This is a genomic window from Leifsonia sp. 10N434, assembly GCF_056394405.1.
Genome location: NZ_JBFTHV010000002.1, coordinates 678,388 through 695,778, shown reverse-complemented (window position 1 = coordinate 695,778; position 17,391 = coordinate 678,388). Strand labels below are relative to the sequence as shown.

General features: G+C 68.6%; 22 protein-coding genes and 1 tRNA gene. 17 read left to right on the top strand and 6 right to left on the bottom strand.

All coding sequences use genetic code 11. The features are described 5' to 3' along the window. Window positions 1–26 precede the first annotated feature (26 nt). Complete coding sequence (locus tag AC1DB1_RS09020; RefSeq protein WP_477200501.1) at window positions 27–578, bottom strand: TetR/AcrR family transcriptional regulator; 552 nt, start codon at window positions 576–578, stop codon at window positions 27–29. Between the two features lie 60 nt (window positions 579–638). On the opposite strand from AC1DB1_RS09020, the gene AC1DB1_RS09015 reads away from it, so the two are divergent. From AC1DB1_RS09015 to AC1DB1_RS09005, 3 genes are all read left to right on the top strand, one after another. Beyond that, window positions 639–2,171 (top strand): MFS transporter, encoded by a 1,533-nt coding sequence (locus AC1DB1_RS09015; protein ID WP_477200500.1) that lies wholly within the window; start codon window positions 639–641, stop codon window positions 2,169–2,171. Between the two features lie 67 nt (window positions 2,172–2,238). Beyond that, window positions 2,239–3,306: a 3-isopropylmalate dehydrogenase gene (locus tag AC1DB1_RS09010; RefSeq protein WP_271178283.1), complete on the top strand. Its 1,068-nt coding sequence runs from the start codon at window positions 2,239–2,241 to the stop codon at window positions 3,304–3,306. Window positions 3,307–3,346: 40 nt separating this feature from the next. After that, window positions 3,347–4,480, top strand: a complete 1,134-nt coding sequence (locus tag AC1DB1_RS09005; protein WP_271178284.1) for a branched-chain amino acid aminotransferase — start codon at window positions 3,347–3,349, stop codon at window positions 4,478–4,480. 128 nt (window positions 4,481–4,608) lie between these two features. Here AC1DB1_RS09005 and AC1DB1_RS09000 read toward each other — a convergent pair whose 3' ends face one another. Next, the gene (locus AC1DB1_RS09000) at window positions 4,609–5,673 is read right to left on the bottom strand and encodes an aminotransferase class V-fold PLP-dependent enzyme (RefSeq protein ID WP_477200499.1); all 1,065 of its coding nucleotides are present in this window, start codon (window positions 5,671–5,673) and stop codon (window positions 4,609–4,611) included. Window positions 5,674–5,753: 80 nt separating this feature from the next. On the opposite strand from AC1DB1_RS09000, the gene AC1DB1_RS08995 reads away from it, so the two are divergent. From AC1DB1_RS08995 to AC1DB1_RS08970, 6 genes are all read left to right on the top strand, one after another. Then, window positions 5,754–6,719, top strand: a complete 966-nt coding sequence (locus AC1DB1_RS08995; RefSeq protein ID WP_271178286.1) for a LysR family transcriptional regulator — start codon at window positions 5,754–5,756, stop codon at window positions 6,717–6,719. A 15-nt stretch (window positions 6,720–6,734) separates the two neighbouring features. After that, window positions 6,735–7,619 (top strand): ketopantoate reductase family protein, encoded by an 885-nt coding sequence (locus AC1DB1_RS08990; RefSeq protein ID WP_477200498.1) that lies wholly within the window; start codon window positions 6,735–6,737, stop codon window positions 7,617–7,619. A gap of 24 nt (window positions 7,620–7,643) precedes the next feature. Next, a complete protein-coding gene (locus tag AC1DB1_RS08985) occupies window positions 7,644–8,420 on the top strand; it encodes a fumarylacetoacetate hydrolase family protein (RefSeq protein WP_477200497.1) in 777 nt (258 codons plus the stop codon). A 30-nt stretch (window positions 8,421–8,450) separates the two neighbouring features. Then, window positions 8,451–9,968: a glutamate--tRNA ligase gene (gene gltX, locus AC1DB1_RS08980; protein ID WP_477200496.1), complete on the top strand. Its 1,518-nt coding sequence runs from the start codon at window positions 8,451–8,453 to the stop codon at window positions 9,966–9,968. Between the two features lie 8 nt (window positions 9,969–9,976). Further along, window positions 9,977–10,921 carry an NAD(P)/FAD-dependent oxidoreductase gene (locus tag AC1DB1_RS08975; protein WP_477200495.1) on the top strand — a complete coding sequence of 315 codons (945 nt, stop codon included), beginning with the start codon at window positions 9,977–9,979 and terminating at the stop codon, window positions 10,919–10,921. Between the two features lie 57 nt (window positions 10,922–10,978). Further along, a tRNA-Gln gene (locus AC1DB1_RS08970) sits at window positions 10,979–11,050 on the top strand. A gap of 125 nt (window positions 11,051–11,175) precedes the next feature. On the opposite strand, the gene AC1DB1_RS08965 is transcribed toward AC1DB1_RS08970, so the two are convergent. Next, entirely contained in the window at window positions 11,176–11,379 is a 204-nt protein-coding gene (locus AC1DB1_RS08965; RefSeq protein ID WP_477200494.1) for a hypothetical protein, read from the bottom strand. A 47-nt stretch (window positions 11,380–11,426) separates the two neighbouring features. Next, on the bottom strand, window positions 11,427–11,615 hold the full coding sequence (locus AC1DB1_RS08960; RefSeq protein ID WP_477200493.1) for a hypothetical protein: 189 nt from the start codon (window positions 11,613–11,615) through the stop codon (window positions 11,427–11,429). 364 nt (window positions 11,616–11,979) lie between these two features. Between AC1DB1_RS08960 and AC1DB1_RS08955 the strand changes: the two genes are divergently transcribed. The 8 genes from AC1DB1_RS08955 (at window position 11,980) to AC1DB1_RS08920 (ending at window position 14,713) form a co-directional block, all read left to right on the top strand. Beyond that, complete coding sequence (locus tag AC1DB1_RS08955; protein WP_477200492.1) at window positions 11,980–12,354, top strand: hypothetical protein; 375 nt, start codon at window positions 11,980–11,982, stop codon at window positions 12,352–12,354. Window positions 12,355–12,370: 16 nt separating this feature from the next. Then, window positions 12,371–12,679 (top strand): hypothetical protein, encoded by a 309-nt coding sequence (locus tag AC1DB1_RS08950; RefSeq protein WP_477200491.1) that lies wholly within the window; start codon window positions 12,371–12,373, stop codon window positions 12,677–12,679. Between the two features lie 31 nt (window positions 12,680–12,710). After that, window positions 12,711–12,959, top strand: a complete 249-nt coding sequence (locus AC1DB1_RS08945) for a hypothetical protein (protein WP_477200490.1) — start codon at window positions 12,711–12,713, stop codon at window positions 12,957–12,959. 35 nt (window positions 12,960–12,994) lie between these two features. Beyond that, complete coding sequence (locus AC1DB1_RS08940; RefSeq protein WP_477200489.1) at window positions 12,995–13,228, top strand: hypothetical protein; 234 nt, start codon at window positions 12,995–12,997, stop codon at window positions 13,226–13,228. Next, the gene (locus tag AC1DB1_RS08935; protein WP_477200488.1) at window positions 13,229–13,558 is read left to right on the top strand and encodes a hypothetical protein; all 330 of its coding nucleotides are present in this window, start codon (window positions 13,229–13,231) and stop codon (window positions 13,556–13,558) included. A gap of 267 nt (window positions 13,559–13,825) precedes the next feature. Then, complete coding sequence (locus AC1DB1_RS08930; protein ID WP_477200487.1) at window positions 13,826–14,050, top strand: PLDc N-terminal domain-containing protein; 225 nt, start codon at window positions 13,826–13,828, stop codon at window positions 14,048–14,050. 140 nt (window positions 14,051–14,190) lie between these two features. After that, a complete protein-coding gene (locus tag AC1DB1_RS08925) occupies window positions 14,191–14,451 on the top strand; it encodes a hypothetical protein (RefSeq protein ID WP_477200486.1) in 261 nt (86 codons plus the stop codon). A gap of 106 nt (window positions 14,452–14,557) precedes the next feature. After that, window positions 14,558–14,713, top strand: coding sequence for a hypothetical protein (locus tag AC1DB1_RS08920; protein WP_271178294.1), 156 nt, complete (start codon window positions 14,558–14,560; stop codon window positions 14,711–14,713). 24 nt (window positions 14,714–14,737) lie between these two features. Here AC1DB1_RS08920 and AC1DB1_RS08915 read toward each other — a convergent pair whose 3' ends face one another. Continuing rightward, complete coding sequence (locus AC1DB1_RS08915) at window positions 14,738–15,103, bottom strand: VOC family protein (RefSeq protein WP_271178295.1); 366 nt, start codon at window positions 15,101–15,103, stop codon at window positions 14,738–14,740. A 183-nt stretch (window positions 15,104–15,286) separates the two neighbouring features. After that, window positions 15,287–17,380 carry an acyltransferase family protein gene (locus AC1DB1_RS08910; protein WP_477200485.1) on the bottom strand — a complete coding sequence of 698 codons (2,094 nt, stop codon included), beginning with the start codon at window positions 17,378–17,380 and terminating at the stop codon, window positions 15,287–15,289. Window positions 17,381–17,391 lie beyond the last annotated feature (11 nt).

Sequence of the window (17,391 nt, the reverse complement as noted above, 5' to 3'; positions counted from 1 at the left end):
GGCCCGGCGCTCGCGGGCTGAGCGCGCTAGCGGGATGAGCCGCCGGCGAGCTCCTGCACCAGGGCGATGAGCCGGTCCATGTCCGCCTCGTCCTTCACGACGGCGGTGGTCGAGGGCAGGAGTGCCGAGTTGTAGTAGATGCCGTCGCCGATGAGCATGATCGCCTTGGCAGCGATCGGATCGGCGACCGCCGATTCCAGGATGCCCAGCCAGCCCTGCTGCATCTGCTGGAGCGTCTCGCGGGCGTTGGCGTCGGCGCCCTGCGCGAGTCGGGCCGCGGCGATCACCGTGCGGTCGAGCGCACTCTGCGACGACACCGAGCTGCGCACGAAGTAGTCGACGGGACCGGCGGGCGCCGTGCGCATCCGTTCGAGGTCGTCGGCGACGAGCGCCCGGAGACGCTCGAGCACGCCCTCGACGAGTGCGTCCTTCGACGCGAAGTGATAGAGGAGACCGCCCTTCGAGACGCCCGCCCTGGCGGCGACGGCGTCGAGGGTGGCGGCGCGCTCGCTCTGCTCGGTGAGCAGCTCTTCGAAGGCGTCGAGGATGCGGTCGCGGGCGGGGGACGACGGGGGCATGACCACATGCTAGCCGTTACGGCGTTGCAACTGTACCGTCCAGCCGGTACAGTAGTAGTCATGTCCACGCTGCCCACCACTGCACCGCCCGTCGTCACGCCCGCGCGCGCCGGCGCCCGCGGGTGGCTGGCGCTCGTGGTCCTGATGCTCCCCGTACTGCTCGTCTCGATCGACAACACGGTCCTCAGCTTCGCCCTGCCGTCGATCTCGCAGGCCCTGGAGCCGAGCGGCACCGGCATGCTCTGGATCATCGACGCGTACCCGCTCGTTCTGGCCGGGCTGCTCGTCTCGATGGGCAGCCTCGGCGACCGCATCGGGCGCCGGCGCCTGCTGATGATCGGTGCGACGGGATTCGCCGCGGTGTCCATCGCCGCGGCATTCGCGCCGACCACCGAGCTGCTGATCGCCGCCCGTGCCAGCCTCGGCTTCTTCGGCGCGATGCTCATGCCGTCGACCCTCTCGCTGCTGCGGAGCGTCTTCACCGACCGCGACCAGCGACGGCTCGCGATCGCGATCTGGGCATCCGGATTCGCCGCGGGCTCGGCGCTCGGCCCGATCGTCGGCGGCCTCCTCATCGAGCACTTCTGGTGGGGCTCCGTGTTCCTGCTGGCCGTGCCGGTGCTCATCCCGCTGCTCGTGCTCACCCCGCTGCTCATCCCGGAGTCGCGCGACCCGAATCCCGGTCCCATCGACCCGGTCAGCATCCTGCTCTCCCTCGCCGCGATGGCGCCGGTCGTCTACGGCATCAAATCGCTGGCGAGCGAAGGCTTCTCGGTGGTCGGCGTGCTCGCGATCGCGATCGGCGTCACCGCTGCGGTGCTGTTCGTGCGACGGCAGCTCGCGCGGCCCATCCCGATGCTCGACATGCGGCTGTTCCGGCGCGCGTCGTTCAGCGGTGCGGTGCTCATCAACCTGCTGAGCGTCGTGTCACTCGTCGGGTTCCTGTTCTTCGTCTCGCAGCACCTGCAGCTGGTGATCGGCCTCAGCCCGATCGAGGCGGGGCTGGTGCTGCTGCCGGGGCTGGCGACCATGATCGTCTCCGGTCTGGTGGTCGTGCCGATCGCGCGGCGTGTGCGGCCGAGCATCGTCATCCCGATCGGCCTGCTGATCTCGGCGTGCGGCTACGGACTCATCGCGCTCGTCGGCGGCGATGCCCCCGCGTCGACGCTGCTGATCTCGTTCGTGCTGCTCGGTGCCGGGATCGGCGCGGCCGAGACCGTGTCGAACGAGATGATCATCTCGAGCGCGCCGGCCGACAAGGCCGGAGCCGCGTCGGCGGTGTCGGAGACGGCGTACGAGCTGGGGGCCGTGCTCGGAACCGCGACGCTCGGCACCATCCTGACGGCGTCGTACCGCTCGGCTGTCGTGCTGCCCGACGGTCTCTCCGGCGCGCAGGCGCACGCAGCTCGCGAGACGCTCGGCGGTGCGACCACGGTCGCGGCGCAGCTCCCGTCCGACCTGGGCGAGAGGCTGCTCGAGTCCGCCAGGCACGCGTTCGATTCCGGCGTCGCGCTCACGGCCGGCATCGGTGTGGTGCTGATGGTGGCGGCCGCCGTTCTCGCGATGGTGTCGCTGCGCAAGGTGCGCGGCTGACGGCGGTCGCCTGGATGCCCTCGCCGGTAGGGTTGCTGTAGAACCCTCACGAGACCGCAGGAGTGCCATGCCGCAGACGATCAGACTCGCCGTCATCCCCGGAGACGGAATCGGGCCGGAGGTGGTCGCCGAGGCGGTCAAGGTGCTCGACGCGGTGACGGCCGGCAGCGACCTCGCCTTCGAGAAGACGCCGTTCTCACTCGGAGCCGCCCGCTACCTCGAGACCGGAGACGTGCTCACGGATGCGGACCTGGCGTCGATCGCCGAGCACGACGCCATCCTGCTCGGCGCGGTCGGGGGAGTGCCGGGCGACCCGCGCCTCGCGAACGCGAACATCGAGCGTGGTCTGCTGCTGAAGCTGCGGTTCTCGCTCGACCACTACGTCAATCTGCGTCCGACGACGCTGTTCCCCGGCATTGCGAGCCCGCTGGCGAACCCCGGCGATGTGGACTTCGTCGTCGTCCGCGAGGGCACGGAGGGTCCGTACGTCGGCAACGGCGGCGCCATCCGGCAGGGCACCCCGCACGAGATCGCCAACGAGGTCTCGGTGAACACGGCATACGGGGTCGAGCGTGTCGTGCGCTACGCCTTCGAACAGGCCGAGTCGCGGCGCAAGAAGTTGACGCTGGTGCACAAGACCAACGTGCTCACGTTCGCCGGGGGTCTCTGGAAGCGGATCGTGGACGCCGTCGCGGCCGAGCATCCGGATGTCGCTGTCGACTACCTGCACGTGGACGCCGCCACGATCTTCCTGGTCACGAATCCTGCTAGATTCGATGTGATCGTCACAGACAACCTCTTCGGCGACATCCTCACCGATCTCGCGGCCGCGATCAGCGGCGGCATCGGACTGGCGGCCTCGGGCAACATCAACCCCGCAGGCGATTTCCCCAGCATGTTCGAGCCGGTTCACGGATCGGCCCCCGACATCGCAGGCCAGCAGAAGGCCGACCCCACCGCTGCGATCCTCTCCGTGGCCCTCCTGCTCCGTCATCTCGGAGCACCGGAGCTCGCGGAGCGCGTCGAAGCCGCGGTGACCGCCGACCTCGCCACCCGAGCAGCAGACAGCGCAGCCGCCGCCCGTCGCACCGCCGAGATCGGCGACGCGATCGCGGCCGGTGTGGCGCAGAATTAGATCAACTCTGCTTTTGACGAACGCAGTGCAAAGGACTCTCATGAACGCTTCCACCAGCATCACCCTCACCGACGGTCCCACCGAGACCAGCGGCCTCCAGTTCGCCGTGACGCGCAACGACGCGGCGCGCAGTGACGCCGAACGCGAGGAGATCCTCGCCGATCCCGGCTTCGGCAACTACTTCACCGACCACATGGTCGACCTGTGCTGGTCGGCCAAGGGCGGCTGGCACCGGCCGCGCGTCTCGCCGTACGGGCCCATCCAGCTCGAGCCGTCGGCCGCGGTGCTGCACTACGCCCAGGAGATCTTCGAAGGCCTGAAGGCCTACCGCCACGAAGACGGCTCCATCTGGACGTTCCGTCCGGAGGCGAATGCGGCGCGCATGCAGCGCTCGGCCTACCGCCTGGCGCTCCCCGAACTTCCCGTGGAGTACTTCCTCGACTCGCTCAAGCAGCTCATCAAGTACGACGGCGCCTGGGTGCCGTCTGCGCCGGAGACCAGCCTCTACCTGCGTCCGTTCATGTTCGCCAAGGAGGCCTTCCTGGGTGTGCGACCGGCCAACAAGGTCGCGTACTACCTGATCGCCAGCCCGGCGGGCGCCTACTTCCACGGCGGCATCGCCCCGGTCTCGATCTGGCTCTCCGACCGCTACTCGCGTGCCGGCAAGGGCGGGACGGGTGCGGCCAAGACGGGTGGCAACTACGCGTCGAGCTTGCTGCCGCAGTCGGAGGCGGCCGAGCACGGCTGCGCCCAGGTGCTGTTCCTCGACTCGGTCGAGGGAAAGTACCTCGAGGAGCTCGGCGGGATGAACGTGGTGCTGGTCTACAAAGACGGCACGATCGTCACGCCGGAGTCGGACAGCATCCTCGAGGGCATCACGCTCGAGTCGGTGCTGCAGCTCGCCCGCGACCGCGGCCACAAGGTGGAGCAGCGCAAGGTGACCATCGACGAGTGGCGGGTCGGCGTGGAGTCGGGCGACATCGTCGAGGTGTTCGCCTGCGGCACGGCGGCCGTGATCACGCCGATCGGCGAGCTCAAGTCGGACACCTTCACGGTGGGCGACATCACGGCTCCCGCCGGAGAGCTGACCATGTCGCTGCGCCAGGAGCTCACGGACATCCAGTACGGGCGCGTGCCCGACCGTCACAACTGGCTCACCCGCCTCGACGCCTAGCCCGTCGGCCCAGCCCAGCTCCGTTGAGGGGCGGCTAACGCATCCAAGACTTCCGTTTTGGGTGCGTTAGCCGCCCCTCAACGCTGGGGGTCTGGGGTCTGGGGTCTGGGGTCGGGGGTCTGGGGCCGTCAGGGACGCAGAGCCGCCACGACGCGGTCGACGTCGGCTGAGGTGTTCCAGAGGTGGAACGCCACGCGGGCACGGCCGGCGCGACCGGATGCCCGGATGCCCGCCGCCGTGAGGGCGGCCAGGTCGCAGCCCTCGGGGTCCGGCCAGGTCACGATCGGCTGGCCGAGCGCCGGGATGCCGAGCCGGTGGCTCAACTCGTCGCCGAGGCCGGTGACGTACCGGTGCACCTCGGTGATGTCCAGTTCTGCGAAGAACTCGAGCGCGGCCGCCGTGCCCGGCCACACGGGCCAGGCGGGGGAGACGTCGAAGCGCCGGGCGTCGTGGGCGAGTTCGCTCACCGGTCCGTAGCAGGAGCTCCACGGGTCGTCGCCAGCGAACCAGCCGGCCTGCACGGGGCGCAGTTCGGAGAACATCCGGTCGTTCACCGTGAGGAACGCCGAGCCGCGCGGAGCGCACAGCCATTTGTACGCATGACAGACGGTGAGGTCGAAGCGGCCGGCGTCGACGGGGAGCCAGCCGGCGGCCTGGGTGAGGTCGGCGAACGTGCGGGCGCCGTGCCGGGCGGCCGAGGCGAGCACCGCATCCGCGTCGGCGATGGCACCGGTCGCCGACTGCACCAGTGAGAAGGCGACCAGCCAGGTGCGGGGGCCGATGGCCTCGGCGAGCCGCGCGAGCGGAGCGTGTACGACGGTGATCCCGCGATCGGCCTGCGCGGCGAACGGTGCGATCATCGAGCTGAAGTCGCCGTCGACGCAAACGACCTCGGCGCCGTCGGGCACGGAGCAGGCCACGAGACTGGCGAGCACCGACACCTGCGATCCGATGGCGACGTGCCGGGCGTCGACGCCGACGAGGCGCGCGTAGGCGTCCCGCGCGACATCGACGGCCGCACCGTAGTGGGCCGGAGTCGCTCCGCCGGACTCCCAGAGGTCGAGTTCCGCGCGGGAGGCGGCGAGCGTCTCGCGCAGGGGCAGTCCCTGCGTGCACGCGGCCAGGTAGCCGTCGGCGACCAGGAAGTGGCCGCGTGCCTCGGCGAGGCTCGGCGTGGTCATCGTCGTGGTCATTCCTTCATCGTGACGGATGCTCACACATTCGACCACGGCCAGTATTGAATCACTTTCATAAGTCGCGGTTATGCTTGCGTATGACCATCGATACGGCATCCGGACTCTCGCGCCTCGATCTCGACTCGAACGCTCTGCGCGTGGTGCGCGCCGTGGCCGACCACGGGTCGATCACGCGCGCGGCCGTGGCCCTCGGCTACAGCCAGCCCGCCATTAGCCAGCACCTCAAACGCCTCGAGGCTCGCCTCGGCATGCCCGTCGTCACCCGTGTCGGCCGCGGCGTGCGGCTCACCGAGGCCGGTCGCGTTCTCGCCCGGCACGCGAGCACCGTGACGACCGCGCTCGATGCGGCCGCCGGCGAGCTCGCCGACCTGCAGGGGCTGCGGTCGGGGCGCGTGCGGCTCGCCGCCTTCCCATCCGCGTCGTCGACGCTCGTGCCGCGGCTCCTGGGCACGATGGGCGCGGCGCATCCGGGTGTGCGCATCACCTACGCGGAAGCCGAGCCGCCGGAGGCGGTGGCGGCCGTCCGCGGGCAGACGGCCGACCTCGCGATCACCTTCAGCTATCCGGGCGACCGGGTCGATCCGCACCGCGAGAGCGCACGCGGGCTCGCGGTCATCCCGGTCTGGCGCGACGAGATGCTGCTGGTGCTCCCCGCCGGCCATCGACTGGCGGATGCCCCCGAAATCGATCTCGCGGACCTCGAGGCCGAGCCCTGGATCGCCGGCTGCCCGCGCTGCCGGGGCCATCTGCTCGAGCTCACCGATGCGCGCGACTTCGTGCCGCGGATCGCCTACGAGACCGACAACTTCGTCGCTGTCGTGAGCATGGTCGCCGAGGGGGTGGGCGTGGCGCTCATCCCGTCGCTGGCCCTCGGAGCGGCCGCACGCAACGACGGCGTCGTGATCAGGCCGACGGTCAACCACGATCACCGCACCATCAACCTGGTCGGCGCCGCCGGGTCGGACCAGGTGCCGGCGATCGCCACCGTCGCCTCGGCGCTGCTGGCGCTCGACGGCGCCGAGTGGTCGCTGGCCGACGTCTGAACCTAGGCTGTGAGCATGAGTGATCCGCGTCCCGTCATCGCCGTCGTCGGCCCCGGAGCCGTCGGCGGCCTGCTCGCCTGGCTGCTGCATCGAGCGGGGGAGCAGGTGGTCGCCGTCGGCCGCGACCGCACCGTCGCCGCCATCCAGGCGAACGGGATCGAGGTGCGGAGCGAGGCGTTCGGAAACGGGGTCGAACAGGTCCCCGCGAGCACCGGGATCCCGCACGGCGCCGCGGTGATCGTCGCGACCAAGACCTACGGCCTGGCCGACGTGCTGCCCTCGCTCGCCGCAGCGCAGCCCTCCGAGGTGCTGTCGCTGCTCAACGGCGTCGAGCACATGGCGACGCTGCGCGAGGCGCTGCCCGGCGTCCCCGTCGCCGGCGCATCCATCGCCGTCTCGGCGCTGCGCGCGTCGGCCACGGTGATCGACCACCGCAGCCCGTTCACGCGCATCGAGGTGCCGGAGTCCGGTGACGGCTTCGCCACGGTGCGTGCATTGGCGGATGCGGGCGCGAGCGTTCGCATCGGAGGGACGGAGCCGGAGGTGCTGTGGGCGAAATTCCGGCTGCTGGCGTCGATGGCCCTCCTGACCTCGTACTGGCGCGAGCCGGTCGGCGTCGCGCTGTCCACCGATCCGGAGCTGACAGAAGCCGTTCTGGCCGAGGTCGCAGCCTGCTCGACCGCGGCGGGGGTCCCGGCGACCGCCGGCGAGGTCGCGGTCGTCGTGCGATCGGTGCCGGCCGGGATGCGCACGTCGCTCCAGGAGGACCTCGCAGCAGGCAACCCGAACGAGCTCGACGCGATCGGCGGCGCCCTGATCCGGATCGGTGAGACGAACGGCGTGCCCACGCCCGCGATCGAGACGATCGTCTCCGTGGTGGGCGGAACGCTCCCGCGGTAGGGCTGCCGCACTAGGCTCGGAAGCGTGAAAATCGCACGCTTCAGCCATGATGGCGCCATCAGTTACGGAATCGTCGACGAGGATGCCCTCGTCGTTCTCGCGGGCGACCCGATGTTCGCAGGCTTCGACACGACGGGCGAGCGGGTTCCGCTCGGCAAGGTGGCCGCGCTGCTCGCCCCGGTCATCCCGCGTTCGAAGGTCGTGGCGGTCGGCAAGAACTACCGCGACCACGCGGCCGAGATGGGCGGGGAGGCGCCGGCCGAGCCGCTGCTGTTCCTCAAGCCGAACACGTCCGTGATCGGGCTCGGCGACGCGATCGTTCTGCCGCCGCAGTCGTCGCAGGTCGACTTCGAGGGCGAACTCGCCGTGGTGATCGGCACGATCGCGAAGAACGTGAAGGCGGAGGATGCGGCCGACTACATCTTCGGCTACACCGTCGCCAATGACGTGACCGCCCGCGACCTGCAGAAGACCGACGGCCAGTGGACCCGCGCCAAAGGGTTCGACACCTTCTGCCCGCTCGGGCCGGTGATCGAGACCGAGCTCGACCCGGAGGCGGCGATCCGCACGCGGGTCAACGGCGAGCTGAAGCAGGAGGCGAAGCTCAGCGACATGGTGCACGACATCCCGTCGATCGTCGCGTATGCGTCGAGCGTCTTCACCCTGCTGCCGGGCGACGTGATCCTCACGGGCACGCCGGCCGGCGTCGGCCCGATCGTCGCCGGCGACACGGTCGAGGTCGAGGTCGAGGGCGTCGGCTCGCTGGTGAACCCGGTGCGCGCGGCCGTACCGGCGCGGTAGCCGAAGCGCCGCCGATAGAATCGTACGGACATGTCTGACTCCACTGCGCACCCCTTCTCCACTGCCACCGGATCGGACGTCCGCGTCCGGTTCTGCCCGTCGCCGACCGGAACGCCGCACGTCGGTCTGATCCGCACGGCCCTCTTCAACTGGGCGTACGCCCGGCACACCGGCGGCAAGCTCATCTTCCGCATCGAGGACACCGACGCGGCTCGCGACAGCGAGGAGAGCTACGACCAGATCATCGACGCGCTGACCTGGCTGCGTCTCGACTGGGACGAGGGCGTCAACGCCGGCGGCCCAAACGGCCCCTACCGGCAGTCGCAGCGCTACGACATCTACCGCGAGGTCGTCGAGAAGCTCAAGGCGTCCGGGCACATCTACGAGAGCTTCGCCACCGGCGAGGAGATCGAGGCCCGCAACGTATCGCTCGGTCGCGACCCGAAGCTCGGCTACGACAACTTCGAGCGCGACCTCACCGACGAGCAGAAGGCCGCCTACCGCGCCGAGGGCCGCGAGCCCGCGCTGCGCCTGCGCGTGCCCGACGCCGACCTCAGCTTCGACGACCTGGTGCGCGGCGAGATCACCTTCCCGGCCGGGTCGTTCAGCGACTTCGTCGTGGTGCGCCCGAACGGGCATCCGCTGTATCCGTTCGTGAACCCGGTCGACGACGCGCTGATGGGCGTCACCCACGTGCTGCGCGGCGAGGACCTGCTGTCGTCGACCCCGCGTCAGATCGCGCTGTACCACGCGCTCATCGACGCGGGCATCACGACCTTCGTGCCGCGCTTCGGTCACCTTCCGTATGTGATGGGCGAGGGCAACAAGAAGCTCTCCAAGCGCGACCCCGAGTCGAACCTGTTCCACCACCGCGAGCGCGGCTTCATCCCCGAGGGCTTGGTCAACTACCTGGCACTGCTCGGCTGGTCGCTCACGCACGACCGCGACGTGTTCAGCATCGACGAGATGGTCGCGGCGTTCGACGTGGTCGACGTGAACCCGAACCCGGCCCGCTTCGACCACAAGAAGGCCGAGTCGATCAACGGCGACCACATCCGGATGCTCGACGTCGCGGACTTCGCCGAGCGCACCATCCCGTACCTGGTCGCTGCGGACGTGCTGAGCGAGCCGCTCACCGACACCCAGCGCGCGGTGCTCGCCGAGGCCGCGCCGCTGGTGCAGGAGCGCGTTCAGCTGCTCTCCGAGACGCCGGGGATGCTCGGCTTCCTGTTCACCGACTCGGCGTCCCTCGTGGTCGAGGACGACGCCCGCGCATCCCTTCCGGCCAACGCGGGGGAGATCCTCGCGGCTTCGCTCGGCGCGCTGCAGGAGATCCCCGAGGCCGAGTGGACCCACGACGCCATCGAAGCCGCGCTGCGCACGATGCTGATCGAGACGATGGGGCTCAAGCCGCGGGTCGCCTTCGGTCCGCTGCGCGTCGCGATCTCGGGACGGCGCGTGTCGCCTCCGCTCTTCGAGTCCATGGAGATCCTCGGCAAGGCGGAGTCGGTGGCCCGACTCGACGCACTCTCGGCCTCGCTCGGATAGGCGCGGGCATGAGCAGCGAGTCGTACGAGGTCGTCGTCATCGGCGGTGGTCCTGCTGGGCTCTCCGCCGCCCTCAACCTGGTACGGGCGCGCCGGCGGGTTCTCGTCGTCGACAGCAACCGGCCCCGGCATGCGGCAACGCTGCTCGCCAAGGGCTTCCTCACCCGCGATGGTGTTCCGCCGCTCGAGCTGCGCAGGCTCGGACGTGAGGATGTCGAGAGCTACGACAACGGCGAGGTCGTCTTCGCCGAGGTGCGCTCGGTCGAGCTGTCGGGCTCCGGATTCCGCGTGGTCGCGTCGGGCGTGCGGGGTGCGGCAGACATCGACGTGGTCGCGCAGGCCGTCGTGGTCGCGACCGGCGTCACCGAGACCATGCCGGCGCTTCCGAGCATCCGGGCCTACTACGGCACCCAGCTGCACAGCTGCATCGAGTGCGACGCGTTCGAGAAGGCGGATGCTCCGCTCGCGTTGATCGGCGAGACCGACGATCTCGCCGAGCGCGCCCTGCTGCTCACGCAGTGGTCCGACGATCTGATCGTCTTCACCAACGGTGTCGGCGTGATCGCCGAGGACGACGAACGCACGCTCGCACGTCTCGGTGTGCGGGTGGAGCGGCGCCCGATCGACGACCTGACGGGGGAGCGCGGCGTGCTGACCGGCGTGCGGCTCACCGACGGCACCGTCATCGAACGCGAAGGCGGATTCGTGCGACCGGTGTGGACGCCGGCACTGCGTTTCGTGGAGGGCCTCGACCTCGACAGCGACGACGACGGCTACCTGCTGACGGACGCGCAGGGCCGTACGTCGGTGCCCGGCGTGTACGCCGTGGGGGAGACGACGCCGCCCGGTCCGCAGCAGCTGATCGTGGCCGCGGGAGCCGGCGCCGTCGTGGCGGCGGCCGTCAACCGCGACCTGATCGGCCTGAGCGTCGGGCTCGACGCGCCCGTTTTGTAGTTGAGGGTCTGCGTAGGCTAAAGTTGACTCTCGGTGCCGCTCTCCGGATCGGCGCAGTGGGGTATGGTGTAATTGGCAACACGGCTGATTCTGGTTCAGTTGTTCTTGGTTCGAGTCCAGGTACCCCAGCAGTAGAATCCAGTAGCGAAAAGCCCGGTCATCCGGGCTTTTTTGTTGCCATGCGCCGAGTATCGGCCCGCATGCAGCCGAGGACGAGTCATGTCGACTTCTGGGCGGGATCCGAGGTGGCGTATTCATCGGGCGCGGTGCCCTCCGGTGAGCAGATTGGCGACACCTGCGACAGCCAGGAGCAGCCAGCTTGTAGCCTGTGCCATCGCCAGCCAGACGAGGGTGTTCCGGTTCGCTCCCAATGCCCAGGCGGCGAAAAACGCGATGAGTGTTACGGCGATGAGTGCTGACGCGACGATCATGAACCGCCAAATCCACTTCTGCGGCACCCGCGGGTTGCTAGGGGAAGTCGGCCGTGAGGTTTCCCCTCTGCCAGTCACCGGTCTTCTCCGGGCTGGGTGCGGCGCTGTCTCCGCTGTCGCATCATCGCGGCGAAGAACAGCCCGAACCCGACGATGATGAGGCCGGCGAAGACCATCCCGAGAACATACGGGGCGTGGACGATGGCGCCGATGATGAGGGCGACGAACCCTCCGCCGGTCAGAATCGCAGCTGCGATCAGCATGTCCGCTCCTGCTCCGGCCTGCGTGTTCTCGCCACGTGCGACCGCGCGAACGGCGTGTATCGCCGGCGAACTGTCCCAGTCATGCCGTGGATAGTACGCCCGACGTCGACACTCGGCACTTCGGCTGGGGCGTATCGTCTCCGGCATGAACCCGAGACGGCCGCGGAGCCAGTTCGTTGCCTTCATCGTCGTCGGTGCTGTGGTCGCCGTTGTTGAAGGCGCCTGGTTGGTATTCTTCCCAGGCTCACCCCCGAAAGCGTGCGGGTTCTCGTTCGGCATCATGCTGGCTGGGGCCGCCCTGGCCATCGTTGGCGTGGTCGGGCTCCGGCGTCGATCAAGGTGACGTCGGCGTACGATCCGACGTATGACGAAGCGGACGGCCTGGGTACTGCTGGCCGTCGCCGGGGTGGTCGCGTTCGTTGCCGGTTTCGTTCTGTTGCTGGCCGGGTGGAGCTGGGGTTTGCTGATCGCGCTAGTCGGGGCGACCTGTGCGACGTCAGGCTGGATCGGAACGAGAAACCCAGGGCGGGAGCGACCGCGAGAAGTGTTGAACCTCGGTGTGGCCGGGGCTGCAGTCTTCCTTCTCGGAAGCGTCCTGTCGTTCCTCGCCCAGCTGACGTTCGAACGGCACAGCGCCTCACAGGTCGTCCTTCTGCTTGTTGGTATTGCGTTCACCGCGCTCGGGGTGGTCCTCGTTGGTGTGTGGGGGTTCAGGTTCGTGAAGTCTGGGCGCCGGTAGTGGGCGCGGAGGTCGCATGATGTTGAGAGTGGTGTTCCTTGCCAGCGAGATCGCGATTCGTTTCCTGCTACCGATCGGCGGCATCCTCTTCTGCGGCACCCTCCTTTTCTACGCTCTCGGCTGGGTGCCCCGACAGACGAGCGTTCCCGACGACGCGGTTGAGCTGGCTGTTGTCGCCGGCATCGGATTTCTCCTCGCCGCGCTTGTGCTGATCCTGGCCAACCGGAAGAAGGCCCGGGAGTCTTGGCGGCCTTACGTCGTTCCTGAGGCGGAAGCAGACGGGAGTCGGGCGTCCGGAGGTAGCGACCACACACCCGAAACCTGAGGGTCACTCACCGCGGGGTACACTCTCGCCCGTGAACGCCAAGACACGACGACTGCTGTGCGGCAACTCGAGCTGGAAACTGAACGCCATCCTCACGATTCTGTGGGCGTTCATTGGTATCTCCAACATTGCGCGCGCCGTATCCCGAGGCGAGATCTTCACCTGGTGGGGAATCATCCTCATCGTCTTCAGCATCGCAGCGGTACCACTGGGTGTCCTAGCGACCGTCATCACTTACCGGCATCGCAACGATCCGAAGCAGGGCGGTGACCGAGTGTGACGCCGGCGGGTTGGGTTCGTGCGCACGCGTTCGGCGTGTATCTCGCTATCGGGATCGGTTGGTTGCTGTTCGCCGGTTACGAGGTGCTACTCCTCGTGGTGGAAGGCCCGGAGCGGGGTGAAAGCGTCTTCATGCTGGTGCTGTCCCTGATTGTTACCGCGTGCGTGATCGGGACGGCGTTCCTGCAACGGAACCAGCGTCGGAAGATGCAACGCCAGGCGGACCTGCTCGCTGATGCGACGTCGAGGTCGGAACTGGGAGGTGACTAGTTGACGCAGCACCAGAACGCGGACGGTTCCGATCCTCGGAAGGTCAGCTACTCCTGGTTCGCATCCCGGGCTGCTCTCGGGATCGCATTCGGTGTCATCCTGGCGGTCATCGGTTTTCCTATCGGTGTAGTCCTCGTCACGTCCGGTCACTCGTCCGGATGGTTGCCGATCATCCTCGGCGTCCTCGGACTGGCATCGATCGGGTTCTTCATCCCGCTCATGCGTGCCGCTCGCCGTCACGGCCTCCGCGGGGTCAACCCACCGTTGCCGCGCGAGCTCGGCCACCGGAAGACCGGCGACGGTCGCGGACAGGGCGGACCTCATGACTGACCGTCAACGTGGCCGGCACGAATTCGACACGTCGGCCGCCGCTGACCTCGGGCAGACACCGGTTGTCGATATCGGGCGCCGGGAGCTTCGGAATGGGATGCTGCTGCTGCGGCTTGCGGCCGCTCTTGTTCTAGTGGCTGTCGGGCTGGTGCTCGTGCGTGACGAAGCTCGACGGCGGGCCGAGGCCGGAGTACAGCCGCCGAGCGGGTAAACCTCCTCCGTGCGCTACCGTGGGTCCGACACGTTGAACTAGGACAAGGGGAACGCATGCTCGGCGGGCTTACCGGATGGCACCTCATCATTCTGGTGTTTGTTTTCTTCGTCCCGTGGCTCGTCGCTGTGATCCAGATCGCCGTCAGCAAAGCGCCGGCGACCCCGGTCGCCGTCTGGCTCATCCTCGTTACTCTCGTCCCGCTGGTCGGGCCTATACTCTGGTTCGCGATCGGCCGTGGTTCCGTGCGGCGGGGGACGTCGAGCAGTCAGCCAGGCTGACGCCCAGCCCGAGAATGGATGAGGTCGGGGGACCCTCGAACGCGGAACATAACCGCGCCCATGGGGCCGCTTATGTCTTCATCGCTGCCGCCGTACTCCTGGTCGTACCCGCAGCATCTGCTTACGGGGAGTGGCAGCATGTGCTCCGTTACGGCTGGCCGGGGCCGTACCCGGACAGCATCTCCGAGCTGAACGCTGGCGAGACCATCTGGAAGGTGCGGTTCTGGGCAGTCGTGTCCTTCATCGTCCCGGGCGGCGCTGCGATCGGCGCCGGGTACGCTGCTCGAGCGGCGAAGCAGCGGGTATGGCTCGTGCTTCTCGTCGGACTGGCCATCACGACGGCCGTGGTGCTTGTCGTCGCCGTTCTGCTGACACCGCCCCTGGCCTCGTCCGCAGGGTGAGGCTTCATCCAGAATGATCCAGGAGCGCCGATGCAGGTTCGAGAGCGTCGGCTCCGCAGCTGGCTGCTGCACCTGCGCTGACGAGCCCTCGATAGGGTGTTGAGCTATGGACTGGCTCGTGATGGCAGCAATTGTTCTGGTGGTACTGGCCGGCATCAGCATGTTGGCGTATCTGAGACGCATCGCGGCGGCAGTCGAGCGAATGGCCGATGCGCTCGAAGCACGCTCCGGCAGCAGCGTTCGCGAGAACGGGAACCCGTAGATCGGCGGGCAGACGCCGAGCCGGTCAGCCCTCCTGGATGTACACGAGCCCGTTTCCGAACGGGTCGTCGAAGAAGAACATCGGCGTGCCCCCGCCCAGCGAGATCGGCGCGTCGTTGTGCAGGGTGCTTCCTGCTTCCTTCACGCGGTCGAATGCGGCCTGCGCATCATCCGTTCCCAGGCGCAGCGCGACCGGGATCTCGCTGTCGGCCGGAAGGAGGACGATTCCGACCGACGATCCCGGCGGCACGACCTCGACCATGCGGGCGCCCGGCCACGGCTCGCCGTCGTAGCGCACCTCGCAGCCCAGCACGTCGCGGTAGAACTCCAGAGCCCGGTCCTGATCGGGCACCGGAACGGTCACACTCAACACCCTCGTTGTCGTCGTCATGTCCACACGATGCCACAACGGCCGCGCGATGACACCGATTGTTCACCGGATGCACGTTGAGAATCCACCGGGCCGGACGACAGTATGGATGTTCCGGGGGCATGCATCGTCAGGGCCCTCGATGAGTCGCCGTGCTGGTTTGGGACCGGACGGCGACGAGTGACCGGCTACGGGGGTGGCTGGTCACTCCTCTGCCCGGGGACTGTTCTCCGGCCCGAGTGCGCTGTCGAGCGCGGCTTCGAAGCTGGGCAGGGCCGTCGCGTTTCCCCAGCCCGAGACGTGATCGGTGTCGACGAAGAGCACGTGTCCGTCGGCGTCGTATTGACTGCAGGTGCTGTTCGCCGGCGGGCAGAGCGCGTCGAAGACGTTCCACACGGTCACGGCGGGATTGGCGGCCACAACGGCGTCGATGCTGTCCCTGGCGAGGCCGGCGCGCTGCACTTCAGCCGAGCGCTCCATCGTGCTCGGAAACGCGCATCCTGAGTTCGCCGCGAACCACCAGTCCTCGCACAGATATGGGGCCCGGCCGAACAGCGGCTCCGGACTGTTCACTAAGACCTTCACACCTCGAGCGGTCAATGCCCGGGCGATGGGCTGGAACTGGGCGATGGCCGCGCCACGCGATGCCACGTTCACGGGGCTGTCGGCGAGATATTCGGGCTCCAGCTCGCCAGCGTCGGCGATGCGCGGGACGCGGAGTCCGATGAACACGGCCACGTCACCGGATCGGGCCGAGTCGATCGCCTCCCACGCCGTCGCGCAGCTGCCGTCCGTCGGGACGGGTGCGAGGAGCGTGAAGCCGCATCCCGAATGGCTTGCGATGGTGAGGGAGAGGCCGCGATTCTTCGCCGCCGCCGTCACCATCGCCGTGTAGGCGCCCGCGTGCGAATCCCCGATGTTGATCAGTCGCGGCGCGCCGGCGATGTCGTTCGCCGTCTGCTCGGGCTGGTTCGGCATCCGGTCGTTCGCCCAGCCGGATTGCGTCGTCACCGAGAGCGAGATCGGCGATGCCCGCGAGAATCTGTCGTGCTGCCATCCGATGACCACGACGATGGAGAGGGTCAGGGCGATGGCGGTCCCGCCGAGGAGCCAGTGGGAGCGCCTCAACGGGGCGTGCGCCACGCGACTGCGGAGGATGGGGCGTTCGACGCCGTAGTACGACAGTGCTGCGAGACCGACCGCCGCCACGATCGCGACCAGGATGCCGATCGGGCCACGCGATCCGAACACCCACAGCCCGATGACGATCACCGGCCAATGCCAGAGGTAGAGCGAATACGAGACGCGTCCGAGCCAGGTGACCGGCGTCGCGCGCAGCCAGCGCCCGGGGGCGCCCCATCCCGCACGCTCGACGGGTGCGAACCAGATCACGAGCACGGTCGCCGCTACGGGGAGCAGGGCCGCCGGGAACGGACTGTCCGCGCCGCCCACTCCCACCATCGACGCCACGATGGCCGCCAGCGCGACCCAGCTGACGACGAGGCGGAGCGCGTTGCCGCGCATGCGGGTGTCCACCCAGCGCGCGGCCTGGAACGCGAGCGCGCCGGCCGCGAGCTCCCAGAACCGCGTGGGCAGCAGGTAGAACGACGCACTCGGATTCGTCCGCCAGAACCACACGGCGAGGCCGAGCGACAGGAGGGCGAGCACGATGACGGGCAGGCGGGCGCGTCGGCGTGCGACGACCGTGCCGGCGCTGAGCAGCAGCCACAGCAGCAGCGGGAAGATCAGGTAGAACTGCTCCTCCACACCGAGCGACCAGGTGTGCAGGAACGGATTGAACGCCGTGGTCGCTCCGAAGTAGTCGCCCTGCTCGCTCCCGAGCAGCACCAGGTTCGCCACCCCGACCGATGCGCCGATGGATGTCCAGAGAATCGGTGCGGACGCATAGCCTCGCGGCTCGAACAATGCGAACAGGACGCCGACGATCCCGATCATGACGAGAAGCGCCGGCGCGATCCGCCACACCCGCCTGCCGTAGAACTCGAAGAGCCAACTCCTCAGGCGGCCCTGGCTCTTCGCGTGCGCCGTCGTCAGCGATCGGCTGATGACGTAGCCGCTGATCACGAAGAACACGTCGACACCGAGGAAGCCGTTCTGGATGCCGGGGATGCCGTAGTGGTACAAGACCACGGCCGCGACCGCGATGGCACGCAGGCCGTCGATGTGGGCGAGGCGCTGCGGCGTCGGCGCACCCGGTGGTGGCGTGTGCGCAGGCTCCGTGGAAACGGGAAGCGCTGTCGCCGTCGGCGCGGCCGACGCCGCGTCCCCCCGATTCACTGAGCGTTCCT